At 61.8% G+C, this 23,760-nt stretch carries 23 protein-coding genes and 3 pseudogenes; 8 read left to right on the forward strand and 18 right to left on the reverse strand.

Annotation, left to right across the window (positions count from 1 at the left end; genetic code table 11):
* Window positions 1-603 precede the first annotated feature (603 nt).
* From GEV38_RS15555 to GEV38_RS15590, 8 genes are read left to right on the forward strand one after another with little or no spacing between them, the layout of a single operon-like run.
* Window positions 604-2,706 carry a type VI secretion system Vgr family protein gene (locus GEV38_RS15555; protein ID WP_054572749.1) on the forward strand — a complete coding sequence of 701 codons (2,103 nt, stop codon included), beginning with the start codon at window positions 604-606 and terminating at the stop codon, window positions 2,704-2,706.
* Window positions 2,703-3,278 carry a DUF4123 domain-containing protein gene (locus tag GEV38_RS15560; RefSeq protein ID WP_015270578.1) on the forward strand — a complete coding sequence of 192 codons (576 nt, stop codon included), beginning with the start codon at window positions 2,703-2,705 and terminating at the stop codon, window positions 3,276-3,278. Before GEV38_RS15555 ends, GEV38_RS15560 begins: the two co-directional genes overlap by 4 nt.
* Window positions 3,275-4,117, forward strand: a complete 843-nt coding sequence (locus GEV38_RS15565) for a hypothetical protein (protein WP_054572750.1) — start codon at window positions 3,275-3,277, stop codon at window positions 4,115-4,117. The genes GEV38_RS15560 and GEV38_RS15565 overlap by 4 nt, the downstream gene beginning before the upstream one ends.
* On the forward strand, window positions 4,110-5,990 hold the full coding sequence (locus GEV38_RS27755; protein WP_256674046.1) for a hypothetical protein: 1,881 nt from the start codon (window positions 4,110-4,112) through the stop codon (window positions 5,988-5,990). Before GEV38_RS15565 ends, GEV38_RS27755 begins: the two co-directional genes overlap by 8 nt.
* A complete protein-coding gene (locus tag GEV38_RS27760) occupies window positions 5,987-6,928 on the forward strand; it encodes a hypothetical protein (protein ID WP_236223344.1) in 942 nt (313 codons plus the stop codon). The genes GEV38_RS27755 and GEV38_RS27760 overlap by 4 nt, the downstream gene beginning before the upstream one ends.
* Window positions 6,929-6,930: 2 nt before the next feature.
* On the forward strand, window positions 6,931-8,793 hold the full coding sequence (locus tag GEV38_RS27765; protein WP_239688282.1) for a hypothetical protein: 1,863 nt from the start codon (window positions 6,931-6,933) through the stop codon (window positions 8,791-8,793).
* Between the two features lie 4 nt (window positions 8,794-8,797).
* Window positions 8,798-9,736 carry a hypothetical protein gene (locus GEV38_RS27770; RefSeq protein ID WP_224765913.1) on the forward strand — a complete coding sequence of 313 codons (939 nt, stop codon included), beginning with the start codon at window positions 8,798-8,800 and terminating at the stop codon, window positions 9,734-9,736.
* A 3-nt stretch (window positions 9,737-9,739) separates the two neighbouring features.
* Entirely contained in the window at window positions 9,740-10,012 is a 273-nt protein-coding gene (locus tag GEV38_RS15590) for a PAAR domain-containing protein (RefSeq protein ID WP_080604882.1), read from the forward strand.
* 346 nt (window positions 10,013-10,358) lie between these two features.
* Here GEV38_RS15590 and GEV38_RS15595 read toward each other — a convergent pair.
* The 18 genes and pseudogenes from GEV38_RS15595 to GEV38_RS15680 form a co-directional block, all read right to left on the reverse strand.
* A pseudogene (locus tag GEV38_RS15595) lies at window positions 10,359-10,691 on the reverse strand (CsgG/HfaB family protein); the annotation flags it as partial.
* Window positions 10,692-10,774: 83 nt separating this feature from the next.
* Window positions 10,775-11,797 carry an RHS repeat-associated core domain-containing protein gene (locus tag GEV38_RS15600; RefSeq protein WP_080604883.1) on the reverse strand — a complete coding sequence of 341 codons (1,023 nt, stop codon included), beginning with the start codon at window positions 11,795-11,797 and terminating at the stop codon, window positions 10,775-10,777.
* A gap of 70 nt (window positions 11,798-11,867) precedes the next feature.
* Window positions 11,868-12,183, reverse strand: a pseudogene (locus GEV38_RS15605) (CsgG/HfaB family protein); the annotation flags it as partial.
* Between the two features lie 192 nt (window positions 12,184-12,375).
* A pseudogene (locus GEV38_RS27920) lies at window positions 12,376-12,613 on the reverse strand (hypothetical protein).
* Window positions 12,614-13,207: 594 nt separating this feature from the next.
* Window positions 13,208-14,056 (reverse strand): CsgG/HfaB family protein, encoded by an 849-nt coding sequence (locus tag GEV38_RS15615; RefSeq protein WP_015270587.1) that lies wholly within the window; start codon window positions 14,054-14,056, stop codon window positions 13,208-13,210.
* Window positions 14,057-14,090: 34 nt separating this feature from the next.
* A complete protein-coding gene (locus GEV38_RS15620) occupies window positions 14,091-14,504 on the reverse strand; it encodes a curli assembly protein CsgF (RefSeq protein WP_013972854.1) in 414 nt (137 codons plus the stop codon).
* Window positions 14,501-14,902, reverse strand: a complete 402-nt coding sequence (gene csgE, locus GEV38_RS15625) for a curli production assembly/transport protein CsgE (protein ID WP_013972855.1) — start codon at window positions 14,900-14,902, stop codon at window positions 14,501-14,503. Before csgE ends, GEV38_RS15620 begins: the two co-directional genes overlap by 4 nt.
* The gene (locus GEV38_RS15630) at window positions 14,899-15,426 is read right to left on the reverse strand and encodes a type II secretion system protein (protein ID WP_013972856.1); all 528 of its coding nucleotides are present in this window, start codon (window positions 15,424-15,426) and stop codon (window positions 14,899-14,901) included. The genes csgE and GEV38_RS15630 overlap by 4 nt, the downstream gene beginning before the upstream one ends.
* A complete protein-coding gene (locus GEV38_RS15635; RefSeq protein WP_015270588.1) occupies window positions 15,401-15,775 on the reverse strand; it encodes a type II secretion system protein in 375 nt (124 codons plus the stop codon). Before GEV38_RS15635 ends, GEV38_RS15630 begins: the two co-directional genes overlap by 26 nt.
* A gap of 5 nt (window positions 15,776-15,780) precedes the next feature.
* Window positions 15,781-16,260 (reverse strand): type II secretion system protein, encoded by a 480-nt coding sequence (locus GEV38_RS15640; protein ID WP_015270589.1) that lies wholly within the window; start codon window positions 16,258-16,260, stop codon window positions 15,781-15,783.
* Entirely contained in the window at window positions 16,257-18,122 is a 1,866-nt protein-coding gene (locus GEV38_RS15645; protein WP_173895875.1) for a secretin N-terminal domain-containing protein, read from the reverse strand. The genes GEV38_RS15640 and GEV38_RS15645 overlap by 4 nt, the downstream gene beginning before the upstream one ends.
* A complete protein-coding gene (locus GEV38_RS15650; RefSeq protein WP_043936184.1) occupies window positions 18,119-18,628 on the reverse strand; it encodes a hypothetical protein in 510 nt (169 codons plus the stop codon). Before GEV38_RS15650 ends, GEV38_RS15645 begins: the two co-directional genes overlap by 4 nt.
* On the reverse strand, window positions 18,628-19,191 hold the full coding sequence (locus GEV38_RS15655; protein ID WP_054572752.1) for a GspMb/PilO family protein: 564 nt from the start codon (window positions 19,189-19,191) through the stop codon (window positions 18,628-18,630). The genes GEV38_RS15650 and GEV38_RS15655 overlap by 1 nt, the downstream gene beginning before the upstream one ends.
* Window positions 19,178-19,720 carry a PilN domain-containing protein gene (locus GEV38_RS15660; protein ID WP_054572753.1) on the reverse strand — a complete coding sequence of 181 codons (543 nt, stop codon included), beginning with the start codon at window positions 19,718-19,720 and terminating at the stop codon, window positions 19,178-19,180. The genes GEV38_RS15655 and GEV38_RS15660 overlap by 14 nt, the downstream gene beginning before the upstream one ends.
* A gap of 1 nt (window position 19,721) precedes the next feature.
* A complete protein-coding gene (locus tag GEV38_RS15665) occupies window positions 19,722-20,543 on the reverse strand; it encodes a hypothetical protein (RefSeq protein ID WP_233467751.1) in 822 nt (273 codons plus the stop codon).
* The gene (locus tag GEV38_RS15670; protein ID WP_015270595.1) at window positions 20,497-22,170 is read right to left on the reverse strand and encodes a GspE/PulE family protein; all 1,674 of its coding nucleotides are present in this window, start codon (window positions 22,168-22,170) and stop codon (window positions 20,497-20,499) included. The genes GEV38_RS15665 and GEV38_RS15670 overlap by 47 nt, the downstream gene beginning before the upstream one ends.
* 165 nt (window positions 22,171-22,335) lie before the next feature.
* On the reverse strand, window positions 22,336-22,869 hold the full coding sequence (locus GEV38_RS15675; protein WP_031325917.1) for a response regulator: 534 nt from the start codon (window positions 22,867-22,869) through the stop codon (window positions 22,336-22,338).
* A gap of 249 nt (window positions 22,870-23,118) precedes the next feature.
* The gene (locus tag GEV38_RS15680) at window positions 23,119-23,760 is read right to left on the reverse strand and encodes a SurA N-terminal domain-containing protein (RefSeq protein ID WP_013972866.1); all 642 of its coding nucleotides are present in this window, start codon (window positions 23,758-23,760) and stop codon (window positions 23,119-23,121) included.

Raw genomic sequence — 23,760 nt, forward strand, 5'->3', positions numbered from 1 at the left:
ACGCGGTACTTGTGGGAGCGGGCATGCCCGCGAACACCGGCAAAGCCGGTGCCATCCACCGCGTTGCCTGCTTCGCGGGCGCGCCCGCTCCCACAGGTACTGCGCTGGCTTCGAGTTGGCGCTGAACCTGTGGGAGCGGGTTCACCCGCGAAGAGGCCCTCAAGCTCAATCACGGCTACCGCTTGATTTCAACGAAGCCCTGGCGCCCATCAGTCACCCGGCACCGCCCCATTCGCGGGTAAATCCACTTCCACAGGGACGGCGTCGCACTTGAGATCCCACAGGTACTGCGCTGGCTTAGCCACCATAAAACGAAACAACCGGGCACAAAGCCGCTCCTGCAGAAACAGCGCACAACTTGTTCTCAACTAATGGCCGCGAAGACAACTTAAAGCCAACCCAACAACCAAGAAAAAAACACTAAGTTACAAGTTTCAGAAAGTCCCTACTTATAACCCAAAACAACAACACCCTGTTTATTTAAATCCCGCCGCAGCCCGCCTACCCTGCAAGTCCGCCCTCGCCATCAACCTTACCCCAGGCCCAATCTTCACCGGGCCTACGGCTGATACCGGAGCAATTCCTAACAAGGGAAAACACGCCATGTACCGACAATCTGATCTGCGCTTCAGCTTTCAACCCTTGGCTGGCGACATTCAATTCGAGGTGATTTCATTCGAACTCGACGAAGCCATCAGCGCACCATTCCAGTTGAAGCTGGAGCTGATCAGTCACGAAGATGAAGTCGACTTCGGTCAGTTGCTCGACAAGCCGGTACTGTTCACGATCTGGCAGCACGAACGCCCACTGCGCTACGTGCACGGCGTGACAAGCAGCTTCAGCCAAGGTGAAACGGGCTTTTATCGCACCCGTTACCATGCCTTGGTCGAGCCCCTCCTGGCCCGCGGCGGGTTGCGTTCGAACTGGCGAATCTTCCAGCAGAAAACCGTGCCGCAGATTCTCGAAATCATGCTCAAGCGCCAGTGCATCCTTCATTTCGAGTTGCACACTTTTGGCGACCATCAGGTGCGCGAGTTTTGCGTACAGGCCGGTGAAACAGACCTCGACTTCATCGCCCGCCTGGCGGGTGAAGAGGGTTTCATCTATCGCTTCGAGCACACGCCAAAACAACACCTGCTGGTCATCACCGACCGACTGCTGGCGCTGGGGCAGATCAGCCGAGGCGCGATCAAGACCGAAGACGACGATGAAGGGCTTCCTGAAGAGGACGACGTCGGCCCCGACCAGGTGCTGTACCGCGCCAACAGCGGTGGTGATCAGGCCAGGCCTTGCCTGCGCCGCCTGCGCTACAGCGAGCAGGTACGCACCGCACGACAGGTACAGCGGGACTACACCTTCACCAACCCGCAGTACCGGCAGGAACACCGCGCAGATGACAGTGGCATCGCCCATCAGTCCCGGGATTATGAGCGCTTCGACTACCCCGGCCGTTACAAGCGCGATGTGGTCGGCGTCCCCTTCACCGCCACGCGACTCACGGCCCTGCGCCATGACGCCCGTATTGCCGAGGTAGAGGGCGACGATGTGCGGCTGCAACCAGGCCTGAGCTTCACCCTCATCGAACACCCCCGCAAAGACCTCAACACACACTGGCGCGTGATGCGCGTGCATCACGAGGGGAGCCAATTCACCAGCCTGCAAGAAGAAGCAGCCGGAGCCGAACAGGGAACGCGCTACTCGCAGGAAGCCGTGCTGGTGCCCGGCCGGATCGAATGGCGACCTGCGCCGCTGGACAAACCGCGCATCGATGGCCCGCACATGGCCACCGTCGTCGGTCCACCCGGCGAGGAGATCTATTGTGACGAATGGGGACGGGTCAAGGTCAGCTTCCCCTGGGATCGCGAGAGCAGAAACAACGAGTTCAGCTCCTGCTGGGTGCGCGTATCACAAGGTTGGGCAGGCGGCAGCTGGGGCTCGATGGCTATCCCACGCATCGGCCAGGACGTGATCATCCAGTACGTCAACGCCGACCCCGACCAGCCAATGATCACCGGGCGCACCTACTGCGGCGATCAACTGCCGCCCTACGAGCTGCCGGAACACAAGACGCGCATGACCATCAAGAGTCAGACCCACAAGGGTAATGGCTTCAACGAACTGCGTTTCGAAGATGAACTGGGTCGGCAGGAAGTGTACGTGCATGCCGAAAGGAACATGAATACCAAGGTCAAACACGACCAGACCCTGAACGTCGGCAATGATCGCGCCACTGCGACAGGCCGGGACCAAAACACCAGCATTGCGCGTGACGAGACTATCGATACCGGACGTGATCGCCGCGATCATGTTCACCAGGACCGATTCACCAGCATCGACCGCAACGATATCCACACCATTGGCAACACAAGCCGCATCACCATTGCCGCCGACCACAGCCTGAGTATCGGCGGCAATCAGTCGCTCGTCATCGAAGGTACGCGCGCCATTGAAGCCCGTACTGCACAACGCCTGCTGACCCGGTATTACATGCTTCAGGGCACGGAACGCATCCACATCCGTGGCCCGAGCGGCAAGATCATCCTCGATACCAACGGCATCACTATCGAGGCTCCCAACATCCACTTCAAAGGCAATGTCACCTACCAGACACCTGTGCAGGCCCAGGTCGAAGCCATCGAGGCCGCCATTCGAGAAGGCTCACCGCTGATTGAAGAATGCCCCTTTGCCGGGAAGGACGACGCATGAGCCTGCACCAGCAATTAAGCGAAGGCAGCCTGTACACGGGTGTCGTCAGTGCAAGCCTGTTCGTGCTTGCCGAAGCGTCGGCCAATCCGGGCCTGCTGGGCAGGCTCGAGTTTCATTCCACCCGACACCAATGCCTATGGCACCTGGACCATCACACCGGGCTGGAGAAGCATGCGCCATTACTGTTCCAGCTGACAGCAGGCAGCGAACTGGATGCCTGGCTTGGCGGCCTGGACGGGGCCTTCGCCTGTACTGTCGCCGAGACCACTCTGCCCCTCGAAGCCCTCGCGAGGCACCTGCGCCGCTTTGGCAAAGTCCAGGAAGGCCGACGTCGGTACTTCATGAGGCTTGGTGATCCTCGGTCGCTAAGCTTCTATGTCGGCTCACTGACGCACCAGCCAGACACCCTGGCCCGGCTGTTCGATCACGGACGCATACGCAGACTCTACTTTCACGATTCACGAACCGGGCTTGCACTTGGCGCACAGCCGCTGTTCGAGCAAACAGAAAGCAGCATCGAACGGGAAGGCTGCCTGGCCTGGCTGCCATTGCGCCACGAGGTCCCTGCATGAGCCTGCCGAAACTGAATCTGGGTGCGCTGCAAGCTGCCTCGCTACGGACCACCAACCGTCGACTGTCCCGCTTCCTGCTGGGGACGTTGGACGGTTCGATTGCGCGCTTTCATACCCGTCCCGAGGATGTTCCCCTGCTGGTAGCCAATGCGGGGGCTCTGGTCAGCAACAGGGGCTACACCTGCGGCAAGGAATACAGCTTGCTGGTGCTGAGCCATTTCTTGCTGGGTCTGGGCTGGTGGAACGACCCCGCAAGCGTATCGGTGTGGTCAATCCACCAGGTTCCCGGCCTTACCCAGGATGAGCGACTCGACATGCTGACCGTGCGGGCAGTAGCCCACCGTATGCAGTGGGAGGGTCAACTCACCCTTATGCATGACGTTACACGGCAGATTTTGCGCTTGCCCGATGACGATTGCGACCACGACCGGCAGTGGCGATCACTGGAGCAACTGATGACCCTGCGCGGCATACCGGCTGACGCGCAGCAGTCTTGTTACTGCTGCTATGAGTCGGATGCCAGCCGCCGCTATGCGCTGCCCGCCATCACTCACAAGGAGCTGAACGGGAACGAGATCCTCGCCCACCGCTATTACGGAAAACGGCTACCTCAGCCGTCCGATGACCTGTACAAGCTGCCCCCGTTGCCCCGCAGCCAAGTGCTGATGCATGTGCTCCTGGCGATCGCGTTCGGTCGACACTTTTACCTCAACCCATTGTTCACCCCTTGGGTGAAGTTGCTTGAAGCCACCGACTCTCCCCGAGAGCGCTGCCGGGTGTTGGCAAGTCAATTGGCAGCCCACCAACAAGCACTCAAGGAGCCGAGCCCGCATGGTTGAAGCATCTGCTTTACAAACGCTGGGGCAAGCCGCACTCAACGGGGCGCTGCCTGTTCCACCCGACATTTGCGTACCCTGCTCCCTTCCCGGCGCGCTGTTCTCCCTCGACGGCGGCGACGGTTGCGACCAGTTGCTGGGCATCCCCTCCCAGAACGGCGTCGGCCCTGCCTGGTTTCGCAACAACCCCTGGATCCGCGACCAGGCGCGCAACCACCGCGATACCTTCCTCCAGCAGGTGCTGGAGCATGCCGGCGACACGCTGGGCAATGCCTGGCTGGCTGAGTTTCATGCCTTTGCCGCCAGCGAAAAGCTGCAGTTGGTTTGCATCGACGACGAGATCCGCCTCGACGAACTGCCCCCACCCGTACTCGACCACATGGGCGAGCGCAGCCAGCACGGTTATGCCTTTGCCCTGCACAGCAATTTCTTGTTCACCGACCACAAGATCTATTTCGCCACCTTCACCCATGTGCAGTGGGCCGAGGCGCAACGGGAAGAGTACGTCGACGAGCACGGCACCCAGCGTATCAGCCCGCCCTACACCTGGCACACGCCCAGTGGCCTGTACCCGGTCGAACAGGCCTGTGAACAGCTGGCCCGGCACTACGCCGAAGCCAAGGCCCGGGCTCGCTTCTGGCAAGGCGTCATTGGCGCGGGCGAATTCGCCCTCGGAGTGCTGGCATTCATACCGGTGGTGCGCGGCATCAAGGGCACCGTATCGCTCGGCCGCTATGCCTTCGTCGCCCTGGAAGCCGCGCTGGCCGCCGATGCCATGGTCGACGGCAGCAGCCGCATGATCACTGGCGAAGGCCTGAGTATCGGCGAGCAGTTCTTCACCGACCTGGCGCGCCTGGCCAATCCCGACACTGCCGAGGCACGTGGCAAGCAGGTATTCATGGCCATCAACCTGGCCCTGCTGCTGCCGGCCGCCATCGGCGGCGCCCGTTGGCTGATGCACAAGTTGCAGCCCGGCAGCATGACCACCGTACGCCTCGACAACGCCGCGCTGTCGCAAGAGGAAGTCCGGCGCCTTGGCAACCGCAGCGCCGGCGAAGTCACCGTACTGGAAACCCGCATCCAGCGACGCCCCCGTGAGGGTGAGCTGCCGGTCACTGCCCGTGAACTGCACTCGGTGGAGCGCAATGCCAGCCTGGTCGCGCTCGATGTGGCTGGCGGCAAGGCCGACTATGCCTACATGGCCACCACCCTGCGCGACAGGCTGGTGGCCATGATTCAGCACAGCATCGGGCCGGTGCGCATGGGCGGCAGCCTGACCCGGGTCGTCGCCGATGCCGGCGAAGAAGCCCTGGCGGCGGCCCTGGTCAGCCACTGGAAGGTCAAGCCGGAGAACATCCTCGGCCTGAGCACCCACCCTTCCCGGCCCAGCCAGTTCGGTTTGAAAAACAAGAGCGACCAGGGGATCGACATGCTGGTGTACGTGCCACCACCGCCCTCGATGACGGTGCGTAACCCGACGACGCTGGAAATGCGGCATCACATCGACGGGCTGAAAGGGACGGCACCCGTGGAAGAGTTGAAGTTCGAGGCTGGGACGTTGTTGGTGATTGAAGTGAAGACGACGTTGGGGAAGAGCAAGACTCCTGGTTTTTTGAAGACACAAGCCAGTGGCGGAGCAGCCAACTTAGAGCGCATACAATATTTATCAGACCGAAAGCTACAAGGCTGGAACGAAAAGCTACTAGAAAGTTTTGACCAAAATTTCCCCGATAAAGTGAAAGCTATAACTAAGGCCGTGGAATCTGGGAAAATTTCATTCCTTCATGTTCAAATCTTCTTCAGCCCAACCGGACAGTTAAGTAGCCTGACGGGAATTCAAACCGGAATCCAGTTAAATCTATGGAACCATAAATGAATAAGCAACAAAAAAAACGACTCGACCGTAGTCTGCACGCCCTGCCTGAATGGGCTAAACATGACCTTTCCGTCGACCATGGAATGCTGAATTCATATATCAACCATGGTGAGTCCATTGGAGCAGCGTGCAAGCAGATTTTCAGAACAGGCATAAACGAAATCAGTGAAGGGCTATTGCAGGAGCTACACAAACCGAAGTACTACGCTAACGAGCTTATCCGTTGCGGGATTGTGAAAATGCTCGTAGCAGATTGCCTATTAATTCAAACAAAGAAAGGCACTCAAAGGTGGTCCAGTGACACACTAGATGGGATAACTCAAATCATGCTCTGCGCCATGGCCGTTGGCCACTTTGGCTCGATAAAACCATTTCACGCTACCGTTTTCGCTGGTTTAGAGAATGACTATGGCGTTCGCGACGGTCGCAATGCCCCCCTTGGCACCACCCTACGATACGCCGCCTTCGGCCTGACCATCATCGGCGACTGGCTGGGCAAACCGCTCGACCTCGACAAACATGCCCTGCCCCGCGACCCAGCCTGGGGTCAATTGGTCGCTCATTGGCGCGAACCTGATCCCGACAAACTGGCGCCTATTTTGGTGGCGGCCTGCGATACCCATGTCGAACGCATCGCGCTGACGTCCCGCGAACTCGACTCCGGCAATTTCGAATTCGGCTCCCCCTTCGAAGCCGTCTACCCCGCCGAGATCCTGGCCATTCTCAACCTGCGTCGGTCGTTGGGGCTAACCAACCCCTCGCCCATCGAACACCCGTTGATGCAAACGCCCTATGCAAGGCTGACCTGCCCGCCTGGCATGCGTTTCGAACCTGATGAGCTGTTGGTGCAGTTCTTGGCCGCCGTATGCAAACACGACCCGGCTGCAATGCCAGACGGCCTTTATGAAGCCGTTCTACAAACAAACTCGGCCAATTGATCATGGCCGGCTTGCAGGCGCTGCTCGAAAATACCCGCAATGGCGCACTGCCCATCCCCGTCGACATTTGCGTGCCCTGCTCCCTGCCCGGCGCGCTGTTCTCCCTCGACGGCGGCGACGGCTGCGACCAGTTGCTAGGCATCCCCTCCCAGAACGGCGTCGGCCCTGCCTGGTTTCGTAACAACCCCTGGATCCGCGACCAGGCGCGCAACCACCGCGATACCTTCCTCCAGCAGGTGCTGGAGCATGCCGGCGACACGCTGGGCAATGCCTGGCTGGCTGAGTTTCATGCCTTTGCCGCCAGCGAAAAGCTGCAGTTGGTGTGCATCGACGACGAGATCCGCCTCGACGAACTGCCCCCACCCGTACTCGACCACATGGGCGAGCGCAGCCAGCACGGTTATGCCTTTGCCCTGCACAGCAATTTCTTGTTCACCGACCACAAGATCTATTTCGCCACCTTCACTCATGTGCAGTGGGCCGAGGCGCAACGGGAAGAGTACGTCGACGAGCACGGCACCCAGCGTATCAGCCCGCCCTACACCTGGCACACGCCCAGTGGCCTGTACCCGATCGAACAGGCCTTTGAACAGCTGGCCCGGCACTACGCCGAAGCCAAGGCCCGGGCTCGCTTCTGGCAAGGCGTCATTGGCGCGGGCGAATTCGCCCTCGGCGTGCTGGCATTCATACCGGTGGTGCGCGGCATCAAGGGCACCGTATCGCTCGGCCGCTATGCCTTCGTCGCCCTGGAAGCCGCGCTGGCCGCCGATGCCATGGTCGACGGCAGCAGCCGCATGATCACTGGCGAAGGCCTGAGTATCGGCGAGCAGTTCTTCACCGACCTGGCGCGCCTGGCCAATCCCGACACTGCCGAGGCACGTGGCAAGCAGGTATTCATGGCCATCAACCTGGCCCTGCTGCTGCCGGCCGCCATCGGCGGCGCCCGTTGGCTGATGCACAAGTTGCAGCCCGGCAGCATGACCACCGTACGCCTCGACAACGCCGCGCTGTCGCAAGAGGAAGTCCGGCGCCTTGGCAACCGCAGCGCCGGCGAAGTCACCGTACTGGAAACCCGCATCCAGCGACGCAGCCGCGAGGGTGAGCTGCCGGTCACAGCGCATGAACTGCACTCGGTGGAGCGCAATGCCAGCCAGGTCGCGCTCGATGTGGTCGGCGGCAAGGCCGACTACGCCTACATGGCCACCACCCTGCGCGACCGGCTGGTGGCCATGATTCAACACAGCATCGGGCCGGTGCGCATGGGCGGCAGCCTGACCCGGGTCGTCGCCGATGCCGGCGAAGAAGCCCTGGCGGCGGCCCTGGTCAGCCACTGGAAGGTCAAGCCGGAGAACATCCTCGGCCTGAGCACCCACCCTTCCCGGCCCAGCCAGTTCGGTTTGAAGAACAAGAGCGACCAGGGGATCGACATGCTGGTGTACGTGCCACCACCGCCCTCGATGACGGTGCGTAATCCGACGACTCTGGAAATGCGGCATCACATCGACGGGCTGAAAGGGACGGCACCCGTGGAAGAGTTGAAGTTCGAGGCTGGGACGTTGTTGGTGATTGAAGTGAAGACGACGTTGGGGAAGAGCAAGACGCCTGGTTTTTTGAAGACACAAATGGCTGGCGGCAATGCGAATGTCGAGCGAATACAGAAACTGATTGCGCGAAAAAAGGGCGGCTGGAATATCGACGACCTAAAAACAGTAACCCCTGATATAGCCGCCAAAGCAGCACACCTGCGCAATGCAATGAGTAGTGGAAAGATCTCACACCTGCACGCTCAAGTGTTTTTTTCATCTGATGGACAGTTAAGTACGCTCGCAGGCAGCTCAACCGGAATTCAGATAAACACGTGGTGACGACATGATATCTACCAATAGTTCTCGGCTAACCCGTAGCCTCAAAAGCATTAAAAACTGGGCGTCAGCTGATGCTTCGCTAGAAAAACATAGAATCATTGATTACATAAACGGAAACGACAGCATCGCTATTGCCGCCGACGAAATATTCAGACTTGGCATAAATGACATAGGAAAAAGTCTGCTCCAAGCCTCTGAGAACCCTTACTTGGAAGCACCTCGTACAATTGCCATAGGCATATTGAAACTCCTCGTAGCCAACAGCGTAATCGTCGAAAATTTAAAGGGCACCACACGGTTTGGCCTTGATGATCTGGATGGCATCACTCACGTAATGCTGTGTGCCCTGGCCACCGGACAATTTGCCCTAATAACGCCTTGCCACAGTGCTGTGTTGTCGGGTTTTACCAATGGTTACGGTGTCAGCGATGGCCACAACCTGCCGATAGGCACCACCCTTCGCTACGCCGCCTTCGGTCTGACCATCATCGGCGACTGGCTCGGCAAACCGCTTGACCTCGACAAGCACGCCCTGCCTCGCGACCCTGCCTGGGGTCAATTGGTCGCCCATTGGCGCGAACCTGATCCCGATAAACTGGCGCCTATTCTGGTGGCGGCCTGCGATACCCATGTCCAACGCATCGCCCTGACATCCCGCGAAATTGACTCCGGCAATTTCGAATTCGGCTCCCCCTTCGAGGCCGTCTACCCCGCCGAGATCCTGGCCATTCTCAACCTGCGCCGTTCGCTGGGCCTGCCGAATCCTTCCATTGACCACCCATTGATGAAAACACCCTACGCCAGCCTGACCTGCCCGCCTGGCATGCGCTTCGAGCCGGATGAACTGCTGATGCGCTTCCTGGCTGCCGCCTGCAAACACGATCCTGATGCCGTGCCGGCCGGCCTTTACGAAGCAATCTTGCAAAACAGCGCAAAGGATTGAGCGATGTCCCGACAAGGTGCGATTCGAAAAGGCGATCCCCACAGCGGGGGTGGTCGGATGGGGGAAGGAAGCGGAGTTCTTGTCAACGGGCGGCAGCAATGCGTCCTCGGAGATCGTGCGCCATGCGCGCTTCATGGAGGGACATTTGCGTTGGTCTCTGGCGGTGACGGTAGTGTCTTGTTCAACGGTATTTCGTTGGTGTTCGAGCCGGCAGAGCTTGCTTGTGGGTGCAAGGTTTCATCTACCTGTTCGGGACCTTATGCCAAAGAGGGCTGAACGACCTGAAGATCGTGGTTTCATGCATCGACCTCTTCGCAGGCTTGCACGATTTGAACAGCGCACGCGTTGTCTGTTTCACGGGCGCGCCCGCTTTGACAGGTACTGCGCTGGCTTCGAGTTGGCGCTGTATATGTGGGAAATTGCAAAGAACAAATATCGCTCGTCTGACGCGTCCTTTGTAGGAGCAGCCTTGTGCTGCGAAGAGGCCGGTACAAGCAACAGACAGGCTTTGTCAGTACTGGCCTCTTCGCAGCACAAGGCTGCTCCTACAGAACCTCGCCGAACCAATGAGTCACGTGTTGTATGAGAGCGGGTTCACCCGCGAAGAGGCCCTCGTAGCCAATCACGGCTGCTGATTCTGGCTCAGGTACTTGTCCACCGTAGCCTGCCCTTCCCCCGCATCCCCCGCCACCTGCCACAGCCGCCGTTCGATCCCTTGCGCCAGCAAGTGCCCCACCGCCGCCTCGATCGCCGACAGCACGCACAGCTGCGCCGGTTCGTTGGTGGTGTACCCCACCTCGGCCTCGAGTAGCTTCTTGAACTCGATGAACTTGAACACCCCCGCACTGCGCCCAACCGAATAGATGGTCTTGCTGGTCATCACGTTGGCCAGCACCTGCCCGGTGCGCACGTCCACCGCGCGCAGGTTCACGGTCACCTGGTCGACGCGGTACTGGGCTCGTGCGCCGCAGCGAGATATCGGTGGCGAGTTAGCCATGATCAAAGTCGTATCAACAGTTTCTGGGCGCCAAAACCAGTTCAGCGATAAAAATGCGCATTCGGACTTTTTTCATAATATGAATCCCTACGAACGAGCGGGCCTCTTACCTCTGCACGAACAACTATTTTATCAAATGCACCCGGACGAATTACCATACTTTCATCCCCGGAATCTATATAGTCAAAATCAATGCCCTTTCTTAATTCGTTTATATTTTTTGAATACACTCCAAAGACATGTCCGCGGCGACGATTTGAGGGGATTTCCGCATACCCTGAGGCGACATTATAATTTTGTGAGATGTAAAATCCTACCCCACACCTGTCGTGCCCCCCTATTTGACTCGTGACTCCTGCCTCCAAGCTACCGGTATAGATTTCATTACTGCCGTGATACCCTACGAGCATATGACCTTCTGGTATATTCTTACGGGATACTCTCCCAAGAGGCACGATCGTTTCGAGCACCTTTCGCCCCCTTTGCATAAACCCATAAACGCCTGTGGCATTTCTCGCATATATCCCGTACAACCTCCCAAAAAATCCTCGCACTGAGAAATGCCCACTTGAATCTTCCGAATTTATAGGGTCCCCTAGGCAATACGCATATGGATTTAAACCACCAAGCATAAACGGACTCATGCTATCAGGAGTATTGAAACGCATCAAAACCGGACTAAACTCTCGATAGCCATTACCCAACGGATAATTTCGCGTAATTTGATCTGGTCGCTCACCATTGAAGCCAAGCGCCACCAGAATTTCCGAACAAAATCCATAAGGTGAATAGTTCAAGGCCTGCCGTACACGTTCGGTATTGACCACCGTTCGATGCTGATCCACTGCTAGCAATGTGTTAACGCATGCATCACCTTTACGCTGCTGCTGAGCTAATAATTGATCCGCATTCTGCATGAGGGAAGTATACAACAAGCCTTGCACTTCATTAACCATACGTTCTTTACAGTAGAACCTGTAAATCCTATGAGCCTTCCGCTCAACTGAGTGAACTTCGGAACCTGATGAAAGGCCGTCAAAACTGTTTGCCGAAATGAGTGCCATTATTGGATTCCGCTGAATTTGTGCGTTATTTGAATATCACAAACAAGACTAAATCCACCACTAGCAAAAATACCAGGTTGCATGCTGACGCCTCGATTGCCGACAGCACGCACAGCTGCGCCGGTTCGTTAGTGGTGTACCCCACCTCGGCCTCGAGCAGCTTCTTGAACTCGATGAACTTGAACACCCCCGCACTGCGCCCAACCGATCAGCATGCTTGCTGCACCCTGGGTGACGGTGGTGGAGAACGAACTGGCCGGGGTCGGCTTGTATTGCCCGGTCTGGTCGCGGAAGCCGTACATCTCTTGGGCTGAGGCAAGTTGATCAGGATAGGAGGTCGAGTCGCGCGATAGAATTGGCTGAACGGCATCTAGTAGTGTATGGATTGGGGTAAGGCTGGGTTATATTCCATAAAATTAGCGCAATCCTTGTGTGGCTTGTCGGCGATCACAAGGCTGCTCCTACAGAACCTCGCCGAACCAATGAGTCACGTGTTGTATGAGAGCAGGTTCACCCGCGAAGAGGCCCTCGAGGTCAATCACGGCTACCGCTAGAGTCCAACAAAGCCCAAGCGCCCGTCAGACACCCGGTACCGTCTTCCGCCCAACCAGTTGCTGTCTCTCCACCCCATCCAGCAACGCCTCCACCACCGCCTTGGCCGAATCCAGCCCATGGTCGTTGCTCAACAACAGATCACGACAGGTCCCCTTGGCCCAGCTCCAGTGCCTTGAGATTGGTCGCAAACGCGCCTTTGAGCAGCGTGGACAGATGCACCAGCGCATCTTCGTAGTCCACCCCCGAACGCACGGCAAACAACGGCGGATGGCTGCATTCGCACGTGGAGAAACTGGAGGACGCCGTGGTGGCGCGTACGGGAGGATCGGGTAAGCCTTTTGTCATTGTGTCGCTCCTTGATTCACTGGAGCCGCCACAAATCGCTACCAAACGAGATGGTGACGGCTGTACGCAGGTTGGTAGACCGGGAATCAAGGAAACCGGCGCGCACGGAGGCGCCCTACGCACAGCCGCCATAAAACGAAACAGCCGGGCACAAAAAAGCGCCAACTGTATCGCAGAGCGGGCGCTTGTGCGCCTTGATTGATCGTGGGCTACCAAACCCGGCTGCTGGACTTACAGCAGCGGGCAAAGACTACCGGTGTCGGGGAAGCGTTTCAAGCGAAGGGAATGTGCAGTAACACTTCCGTTGCCGCCTCCACAGGGACGGCGTCGCGCTTGAGATCACGCGATACCTGTGGGAGCGGGCATGCCCGCGAACACCGGCAAAGCCGGTGCCATCCACCGCGTCGTCTGCTTCGCGGGCGCGCCCGCTCCCACAGGGACGGCGCGGGCTTCGAGTTGACGCTGTACCTGTGGGAGCGGGTTCACCCGCGAAGAGGCCCCCGTAGCCAATCACGGCTGCTGATTCTGGCTCAAATACTTGTCCACCGTAGCCTGCCCCTCCCCCGCATCCCCCGCCACCTGCCACAGCCGCCGTTCAATCCCCTGCGCCAGCAAGTGCCCCACCGCCGCCTCGATCGCCGACAGCACGCACAGCTGCGCCGGTTCATTGGTGGTGTACCCCACCTCGGCCTCGAGCAGCTTCTTGAACTCGATGAACTTGAACACCCCCGCACTGCGCCCAACCGAATAGATGGTCTTGCTGGTCATCACATTGGCCAGGACCTGCCCGGTGCGCACGTCCACCGCGCGCAGGTTCACGGTCACCTGGTCGACGCGGTACTCGCGGGAGATGTCTATCCCCAGGTAGCGGGCACCTTCGCCGCCGCTGCGCACGTTGGTGTCGTAGGCGATGATCCCGCCCTCCAGCATCAGGTTGGCGGCCTGCAGCGGTGGCAGCTCGCCCATGATGTTTTCCGGCACGTCGGGCTTTTTCTGCGAAGCACGGATGATCTTGCGCTCGGTCAGCAGGTTCTGCAGGCCTTCACGCTCCAGCACCACGAACCAGCCGCTGGCGTTCAGGGCGTCCATCAGCATGCTTGCCGCGCCTTGGGTGACGCTGGTGGAGAACGAGCTGGCCGGGGTCGGCTTGTACTGCCCGGTCTGGTCGCGGAAGCCGTACACCACCGCCATCAACCGACCCTTGGGCCGTGGCATGTTGATCAGGTCGTAGTAGGTCGAGGCACGGGGGGTCAGGGTCGGGGTTTCCGAATCCTGTTCGGCGGGCATCGGTTCGCGCAGGCCACAACCGTGCAGACCCAGGGCGGTGAGGATCAGCAGCGTGCTCAGCAAACGTTTCATGGTGTTCTCTCCCCAAACAAATAGCCTTGCCCCCTCAAGGGTTCAGGCCGCTGACCTCAATGATCGAAATTTCTCCTGTGGCGCGATCGGTGACCTTGATGCTCAGGGCCCCGGAATCGTCAATGACGTCGATGAGAAACGCATCGGTCGCCATGCTGCCGGTGTTGCCGTTACTGATGTTGTCCAGCAACTGCGACAACATCCGCGACTCCAGCTGGTTGCTGAAGCGCTCCAGGGCCGTGGTGCCGGCAAAGGCCGAGGAACGGTCCTTGAGGTCGGGGTCGTCGTAGTCGTTCTGCGCCTGCGCATTGTTCAGCAACCAGGTGCCATTGAGCGGGTTGCCGCCAAAGGCCGGGTTGACCGGGGTGTACACCAGCTCGGTGGCCTGGGCGGCACACGCGCTGGCCAACAGGCAGGCGGCGATGCAACGGGGTATGTGGTGCTTCATAGCTCGTCCCTCTCCAGATCGGTGGTGTCCTGCAGCAGGCGTTGCAACTTGCGTTGGATGATTTGCTGCTTGACCAGGTCGGCTGCTGCAACGGCCTCGTCCTTGAGCTCGGTGGTGTTCGGCGGCAGGAAGCGGCGGTACACCACCTCACGCTCGAACTCCACGGTGACCAGGCTGCCCCAGCGGGCATCCGGGCGTTCGCGCACCACCAGGTTGAAATCCAACCGGCTGGTGGCGCGCAGGCGGTCGGCGAAGTAGTAGTAAAAGTCGTGGCCGATGTGCGAGATGGTGTTGTCGACGATGAAGCCTTGCATCTCGTCCTCGTCCCCGGCCCTGGCCGAGGTGGCCAGCACTGCCACCAGCAGCAGGCCCAGGCACAGCGCGGCCAGGCGGCTCATGGCGTGTCTCCCGGGCCGGCATGGGTCTGCACGCCACCGGCACTTTCGGTAAAGGCCTGTTCGGCGACGAACTGCCAGTCGCTGTAATGTTCCAGCCCATCGAAACCGCTCCATTCGGCGCTGAAGCCACTGCGCTTGAACGGGGTGGCGTCCGAGCGGCTGTGCACGCCGGTGATGCGGCCATCGATCGAGCGCAGCAGGCCCCAATCGTCACTGTTGGTGATGGGGTCGGGGTACAACCGGCGAATGTGCCGCCTGGCCTGCGGGAAGCGGTTGTCCTGCAGCAGGTCGGCCAGTTCCTGCGGATACTGGGCCAGCCCCGGCGAGGCGCGGTAGTAGCTGCGCAGGGCCTGGGCATACTGGCTGCCTACCCACAACAGCTGGCGTTCGCGGTCACGCTGGGCAGCACTGGCCCAGAGCGTGCCGGTGGCGGCCAGGGCCACGCTGCTGACCGCAATCAGCAGCAATACGCCCAGGTAGGTGAAGCCGGCGTCGGCCTTACCATTCCGCGAACAGGCTGCCATCGCGCGCCCTCCCTGTGGCACCGCTCTTGATATCGGCCACGCCGCCAGCCACGCCTTCGGGCGGTGGCACCAGCTGCCAGGCATCGCTGCGCTCGGTGATCGGGTCTATCGGGGTGTTGCGCAGGTAACGCTGTTCCACCAATTGCTCCAGCGAGTCCGGGTAGTGGCCGGTGTCGCCGTAGTAGTGGTCCAGCGCCTCGCGCAGCACCGCCAGGCTCTGGCGCAGGGTGGCTTCGCGGGAGCTTTCCAGGCTGTTGAAGTAGCGCGGCATGGCAATGGTCATCAACGTGGCGATGATCGCCAGCACCACCAGCAGTTCGATCAGGGTGAAGCCCCGGCTGCGTTTCATCGCTGTCACCATTGCCCGTAGGGGATGTTGTTCAGGCCTTTGCCGCGGGCCTTGGAATACACGTCGAACACGTCTTCACCTTCGCGCGGGTTGTCGGGGCTGCTGTCATAGGCGCGCAGCCCCCACCCGCCTTCGTCCTCACCCTTGGCCGCCACCAGCGGGTCGTGCGGGATGCGCCGCAGGAAGTAGAACTTGGCGCCCTTGGCGCTGCGCACATCGCGCACGCCGTCGACCAGCACCTGCAGGTTCGGCGGGTAGCCACTGGCGTCCAGGCGCTTCTCGATGTAGCCGGCATCGAACGCGCGCTTGTAGGCGTCGATGGCGTCGCGAATCTGGTACAGCGCCTCGCGCAGCTGCTGTTCCTTGCCGCGGCGCACCACGGTTTCGGTCAGCGGCGCGGCCATGCTGGCAAGCAGCCCGAGCAGTGCCAGGGTCAGCACCACCTCGATCAGGCTGAAGCCCTGCATGCGGCGCTGCGCGATCATGGCCGCGGGCTCCCTTTGGGCGGGGCGATCGCCATCTGGCTTTCCACCACCGGGGCATCGGTGGCCGGGGCATTGCCAGGCACATCCGCTGGCGGCAACGGCGCCATCTGCCGCACCTGCATGGCCGACTCGGTGCCGGTGGCGAACTCCATGTCCGACGGGCTCTGGTACGGCAGGTTGCGCACGATGCGCGGGGTGATCGCCAGCACCAGCTCCGACTTGCTCATGTCGTCCTTGTTGCTGCCGAACAGCCGGCCCAGGCCAGGGATGTCGCCAAGGCCCGGGATCTTGTTGCCGCTGGCGTTATGGTCGTTGCGCACCAGGCCGGCCAGCACCTGGGTTTCGCCATCGTGCAGGCGCAGGGTGGTCTGGGCGTTGCGGGTGTCGACCTGGACCGGAATGGTGCCCTGGCGGGTGGCTTCCAGCGGGGTGGCGTTACTCACCTCCAGGGCTACCTTGATCGCCACTTCGTTGTTCAGGTGCACGGTGGGCTGCACCTCAAGCTTCAGGCCCACGTCCAGGTAGGTGACGCTTTCGGTGATCACCGGGCCCTGGGTGGACGGCACCGAGGTGGCGCTGATGATCGGTACCCGCTGGCCGATGTGGATGCGCGCCTGCTCGCGGTTGCTGACGCGGATCACCGGGCTGGCCAGGGTGTTGATGTCCTTGTCCTGCGCGTTGATCTTGGCCTGCGGTGCCGGCGCGATGCTGATGCGGCTGGAGTCGATGCCCTTGAGCTGGTCGAGCACGCTTACCGGCTGGCCGTCGGAGCTCAGCACGCCGAAGGTGTTGGGCCATTGCAGGCCGAGGTCGAGGATGCGCGAAGTGGCCACTTCCATCACCTCCACTTCCAGCACCACCTCGGGGTTGGACTGGTCCTGCGACTGCAGCAGCTTTTCGGCCATGCGCACGGCATCGGGGGTGTCGCGCATGGTCAGGGTGTTGAGGCGCTCATCGACGAACACGTCGCGGGTCTTGAGCATGGTCTTGACCATGTTCAGCGCGGTGTTGGAGTCGATGCTGGTCAGGTAGAAGGTGCGCATGACCAGTTCCTGGTAGTCCTTGGTCTTCTGCGGCGAGTCGGGGTAGATCATCAGGGTGTTCTCGTTGACGATCTTCTGCCGCAGCTGGTTCTGTTCCAGCAGCAGCGCCACGGCGTCCTCGATGCGCAACTCGCGCACGAAGATGGTGGCCTTCATGTCCGGGCGCATGTCCTTGTCGAAGATGAAGTTGATGCCGGCGACCTGGGACAGCACCTCGAAGATGGTCTTCAGGTTGGCATCGCGAAACTCCAGGGTCACCGGCCGCTCCAGCTTGCTGCGCAGTTGCGGGAACGGTTGCGCGGTGCGCGCCTGCACGTTCTCGATGTCGCTGCGCAGGGCAATGCCCTTCTGGTTCTGCGGGTCCAGGCGCAGCACTTCGCGCATGTAGCGCTCGGCACCGAACAGGTCGCCCTGGCGCAGCGCCGCCTGGCCCAGCGCCACGCGCTCGTCGAGGGTGCGGATCAGCTCCAGCTGGCGGATGCCTTCCTGGGCGCGGCGGTTGTTCGGCTCCAGGGTCAGCACCCGGCCATAGCCCATGCGGGCGATGGCGAAGTCGTGGCGGATGCGGTCGGCGTCGGCCTGGGTCAGCAGCGCCTCGACCGCGGCCTGGCGGCTGTGGGCCAGGGCGATGTTCAGCTCGGTGTCACGCGGGTCCTCGCGCAGGGCTTCTTCCAGGCTGGCGATGCCGGCTTCGTACTGGCCCTCCTTCATCAGCTGTTCGCTGTCCTTGCGTACCGCACTGGAGCCGCAGCCGGCAATGGCCACGCACAGCGCCACTAGCAGGAACGGAGCCGGTTTGCACAGCTTTGACGACTTCATGGTGCGCTCCCTACAGACAAAGTCTGCGACTGATGCAAAGGCAGGTAGACCAGATGCAGCTCGCTGGCCGATACCCGCTCGAGGCGGTAGGTGTCTTCGATCACGTCGCCTTGGCGGACGACGTAGAGTTTTTCGCCGCTCTGCAGGAAGATCTGCAGGTCGTCGCGGTCGCCGATGCGGCCAATGAACTGGAATGGCAGGGCCGGTGCAGTCGGGGCTGCGACTACGGCGGGTGCGGTGACCACGGGTTGTTCGGTGACAGTGGCCAGAGCCTTGGGTTTGGTCCATTGCTGGGTTGGGAAGAGATCCCTGGAGGCTTGTTCCGGCCCTTTCGCGGGTAAACCCGCTCCCACAGGGACCGTGGATACCGCCGATTTTGTGGGAGCGGGCGCGCCCGCGAAGGGGGCAACACTGTCTTCCTCGCCGAACCAATGACCCGGCGCCCAGGCCAGCGCCGCACTCACGCCGAGGAAGCCAACCCAGATGACAGCACGTTGTGTGTTCATCATGACCTCGACAGGTAAAGGGTCATGCGCAGGCGGGCGTTGAGCTCGCTGTCGCCAATGCGTTTGCGTTGCAGCTCCAGGTCTTCCAGCACCAGGGTCGGCAACTGCTTGAGCAGGCCCTTGAGGAAACCGCGAATCTGCGGGTAGCTGCCGCGTACCGGCAGCACGATCTGGTAGCGCGCCAGTTGCGTCTTGGGGTCGATGCCCAGGGCATATTCGCCACGCGCCAGGCTGATATGCTCGGCGCTGGCCAGGTGGTACAGGCGCTCGATCAGCTCACTGGCCCGGGGCTGCCCCGGCAGTTGCTGGCGCAGGCTGTCGAGGGCCTGCTGCTCGGGTTTGATGGCAATCTTCAGCTCGCCACGCCTGACCCGCTCGACCTGCACGCTGGCGTCCGCTTCGGTGGCGCGCAGCTCGCGCAGGTTCTGCCATTGCGGCAACACCCCGGCGCACAGCACGCCCACGGCCAGCAGGCCCACCGCAACCGCAGCCAGGCCGACCGGGCCGACGCGACGCAGGCGCTCCTGGAGGATCAGGCTGTTCAGCGATTCACGGGCGCCCATGGCCAGTCTCCCAGGTAGCGGTGAGGGTGAAGCGCACCGGGTGTTCGGGCTGCGCGGCCAGCACTTCGTGGTTAAGCAACGACACATCGCTGAGCTCGGCACTGGCCTCCAGGCGCTGGTGGTACTGCAGCATCGCTTCCAGGTTGCGCGCCTCGGCGGTGATGCGCAGTTGGCCTTTGCGCGCGTCGGGGGCCAGGCTTAGCAGCGCCACGTCGTCCTGGGGCTGCGCTTCGAGCATGGCGAACAGCTGCTGCCAAGGCCGTTGCAGTTGCTGCGAGACGCTTTGCATCTGCGCCAGGCGCTCGGCCTGTTCGCGGCTGGCGGCGCTGCTCAGCGGCGCGACAGTGGCCGGGCGACGGCCCAGTTGCTGCTCCAGGCTGTGCACGCTGGCCTCCCGTTCGACCTGCTCGGCCTGCAAGCTTTGTTGCAGCAGCACCAGGCCGGCAACGGTGGCGCTCGCCACGGCCAGCAGCGACCAGGCCAACGGGCCGTTGCGCCGGGGCTGGAATTCCAGGTCGAGGCGGCGCATGTCAGGCCACCGCCCGCCACATGGCGCACAGTGGGTCGGCATCGCTGGCTGGCTGGCACAGCTGCACCGCCGCCAGTTGCGGCACGTCACCCCGGCCCGGGGCATGCAGGTAGACCCGTGGCAGGTGCTCGCCGTACAGCTCGCAGGTACGCTCGATCAGTGCTTGCAGGGCCAGGTCACTGTCGGCACAGCCTTGCGTCAGCACTTGCTGCCAGGCCCCGCCGGCAGCCAGCAGCAGCACGCTGCGGCGCGGTTCGGCCAGGACGAACAGGAAGTCGCCCTGCCCCAGCTGCGCCGAGCAGCGGTTGTAGGCGGCCATCAGGTACGGCTGTACCGAGCGCAGGCTCAGGTGGCTTTCCCGGCCCAGCGCCTGCAGCCGCTGCAGCAGGGCTTCGGGCAACGCCGTGGCGATGCGCGCGGCACCGGCCGGCTCGGGCGACAGCACGATGCGCCAGTCGTCCAGCGGCTGCCCGTAGAGGTTTTCGAAACAGGCCCGGGCGTAGGCGTCCAGCTCGCGCGGGTGGCTGATGGCATCACTCCAGGGCACCAGGCAGAAGCGGCTGTACCGGGCCGACAGCAGTACCCGCAACTGGGCACCGCGCACGGCATGCTCGGCCAGCAGCGTGGCCAGGGCGTCGACGGCGGCCTCCCAGGCCGGCTGGGCGGCATCGCAGGTAAAGTCGCGGCTGCCCAGCCATTGGTGGTGATTGGCGTGCCAGCTACCCAGGCCCACACCTTCGGCACCGAGTACGGCACTGTATCTGTAAGCGCCACGATCAAATGAATGTGACACGGTTGATCTCCTCGAGTGTGGTACGGCCATCCCGGACCAGGTCCAGGGCCGAGGCCCGCAGCAGGCGCAGGCCACGCTGGCAGGCGAGGTTCTTGATTTGCGACAGAGGGCGACGCTCGACGATCATCTGCCGCAGGTCGTCGTCCAGGTGCAGCAGTTCGGCGATGGCGCTGCGGCCGCGGTAGCCACTGCCACGGCACTGGCCGCAGCCCTGGGCGCGGACGAATTTCCAGCCGGCCACGCCCTCGCGGGTCAGGCCCGCGCCGTACAGGGTGTCGTCGTCGACTTCGCACGGCGTCGCGCAGTGCGGGCAGGCCAGGCGGATCAGGCGCTGGGCCAGCACCGCATTGAGCGCGGAGACGAAGCTGTAGGGGTCGACCTGCATCTGGCTGAAACGGCCGATCACATCGAACACGTTGTTGGCGTGGATGGTGGTGAACACCAGGTGGCCGGTGAGCGCCGACTGCACTGCGATTTGCGCGGTGTCCGGATCGCGGATTTCACCGACCAGGATCTTGTCCGGGTCGTGGCGCAGGATCGAGCGCAGGCCGCGGGCGAACGTCAGGCCCTTCTTCTCGTTGACCGGGATCTGCAACACGCCAGGCAGCTGGTATTCGACCGGGTCCTCGATGGTGATGATCTTGTCCACGCCGTGGTTGATCTCGCTGATCATGGCGTACAGGGTGGTGGTCTTGCCGCTGCCGGTGGGGCCGGTGACCAGGATCATGCCGTAGGGTTCGGCGGCCAGGCGGCGCAGGGCGCGCAGGGTTTCCTCGGCAAAGCCCAGGGCCTGCAGCTGCACGCCGCTGACCCGGTCGGACAGGTCCTGCTTGTCGAGCACCCGCAGCACGGCGTCTTCGCCGAAGATGCTGGGCATGATCGATACCCGGAAGTCGATCTGCCGGTCGCCCACGGCAACCTTGAAACGGCCGTCCTGGGGCACGCGCTTTTCGCCAATGTCCAGCTCGGCCATCACCTTGATGCGCGAGATCACCTGGTCGGCGAAGGCGCTGCCGCTGGCCTTGCCGGCGCCGTTGAGCACGCCGTCGATGCGGTACTTTATGGTCAGGCCCTGGCCGGTCATGCCCAGGTGGATGTCGCTGGCGTGCAGCTTGAGGGCGTCGTACAGCGTGGAGTTGACCAGCTTGACCACGCGGCTCTGGTCTTCGCTGATGCTGGCCAGCGACAGGCGCTGCAGCGGGTCGCTTTCGCTGCTGGTTTCGGCGTCGTGGTCAAGGGCGTCCACGGCGTGGAAGCTTTCTTCGTGGCGGGCCAGGAAGGTGGCAAGGTCGGCGGCATGGGCCAGGTACAGCGGTGCGCCTTGCAGCACATCGTCGATCCAGGCCAGGCGGGCGTGGTCGAAGGGGTCGGCGAACACGCCCAGCAGTTGGCCGCCCTGCTCGATCAGGACGAATTCACGCTTCAGGCACATCGCCAGGCTGACCTTGTCGAAGCGTGGGGTGCTGGCCAGCAGGGTGTGGCTGTCCAGCACCGGGTAATGCAGGGTCAGGCCCAGGCGCTGGGTGAAGGTGTCGGGGGTGTCGCAGGCCAGCTGTTCCAGGCGGGTGAGCAGGCGTTCGTCGCTGGTTTGCAGGCGGGCCTGGGCCAGCAGGTCGCGGGGGTAGGCTGAGAATGGTGCTGGATTCTTCGCGGGCATGCCCGCTCCCACAGGCACAGCGCAATCCTGAAGGCAACGCGAATCCTGTGGGAGCTGGCTTGCCGGCGATAAGGCCGTAACGGTTGCATCGAATGCTTCTGGCATGGCCTGCGACTCCGCTCAGGGGCGCGTCGCAGGCTGGCTCGGCCAGGGGTGCGGGCGCCGCTATTCCCCTGTGAGCAGTTGATCGTCGTCGGGCCCCGGGGGCTTGGCGCCGTTGCGGCGGCGGTCGGCCAATACCCAGCTTCCATCGTACAACTGCAGGGGGAACGATTCGTTCCTGTTCTGGCGTCGTTCGACAAACCCTTCAGCCGGGTTGTCCGTGGCCCTGCGCCGGCGCTCGATGCCCATCAGGTCGAAGACTGCACGGGCCAGTTCCACCAACGGGAACGGCTTGAACAGGACATGGCTCACACCCAGTTCGGCGGCCCGCTCACGCACCTCGACGGTGGGGTGGGCGGTAATCAGCACGAAGTGGCACTGCCTGTTCCTGCGTACGGTCTCCAGAACCTGAAAACCCTCCATGTCGGGCAAGCGGTAATCCAGCACGATCACTTGCGGTGCCAGGCTTGCAGCCTGCTCGATACCACTGGCACCGTCGTGGGCAACATGAACTTCCAGGCCTTGCGCCTGCAGGTACGCTTGCAGGTTCTGCGCAAGAGTCTGTTCGTCATCGACTACCAATACTCTGTTCACCAAGGTCGACTCCCAAGAACTGCCCGGTAACCCGGTCTGCGAAGTGCGCCCCTGTACAGGCTTGAGCAGGCTTCGTGCCAGGCGTGAAAAATCATGCTGCACCACTGTAAGTCATTGATTCGCCAGGGGGTACCGATCAACATCCGTAACGCAGCGGGCAGGCGCACCGGCCTGGTTCCCCACATGCGGGGAAACTGATGGCACACTGCCAGATCGTTATTCCCCATGATTGGGGAAACGCCATCAGTCACCTCAGTCGGCAATCTCCACGATAGCGGACGCACGCAAACGTTGGCGCACGGACTGGCGCGCCTGCGCCTCCCGCTGCCCGATGAGCGTGGCCCTGGCTTGAACCAGTCCCTGTTCGCGTATGACCGAAGGTTCGTCATTTTGTTTCTGCACTCCTTGCAGGGTTTCCAGGCTGGCATCGTAGAATGCCTCCACTTCGGCCTGGCTGGGCGCGGCGACAGCGCTGAGCTGGGCATACACCTGCTGCGCGGCCAGCTCGCGCCGGGTGTACTCATTGTACTGTGCCCTATCGAAGCCCGCTTCCGCCAGCCGCCGTTCAAAGATTGCCGGGCTGCCAAGCGCGGCCTCGACCTCGCCCACATGCGCCGACACCTGCTCGTCGCTGATGGCTATGCCGCGGCGCTGGGCCTCCTGCCACAACAACTCCTTGTCGATCAGTTCATTCAGTGCCTGGTCGCGCAGGCGCTGGTACAGGTTCGGGTTGCGGATGCTGGCCACCGCGCGGCCCTGGGCATCCAGGTATTCGCTGAAATAGCGCTCCAGGCGCATCGTTTCGATCTCCACACCATTGACCCGCGCCGCCGGCATATCGGCCCAGCTTGCCTTGGCCAACACCTGCAACAGGCACAACAACAGAACGCGCAT

Origin of the sequence: Pseudomonas sp. 13159349 (assembly GCF_013305685.1) — a bacterium.
GTDB lineage: Bacteria > Pseudomonadota > Gammaproteobacteria > Pseudomonadales > Pseudomonadaceae > Aquipseudomonas > Aquipseudomonas asiatica.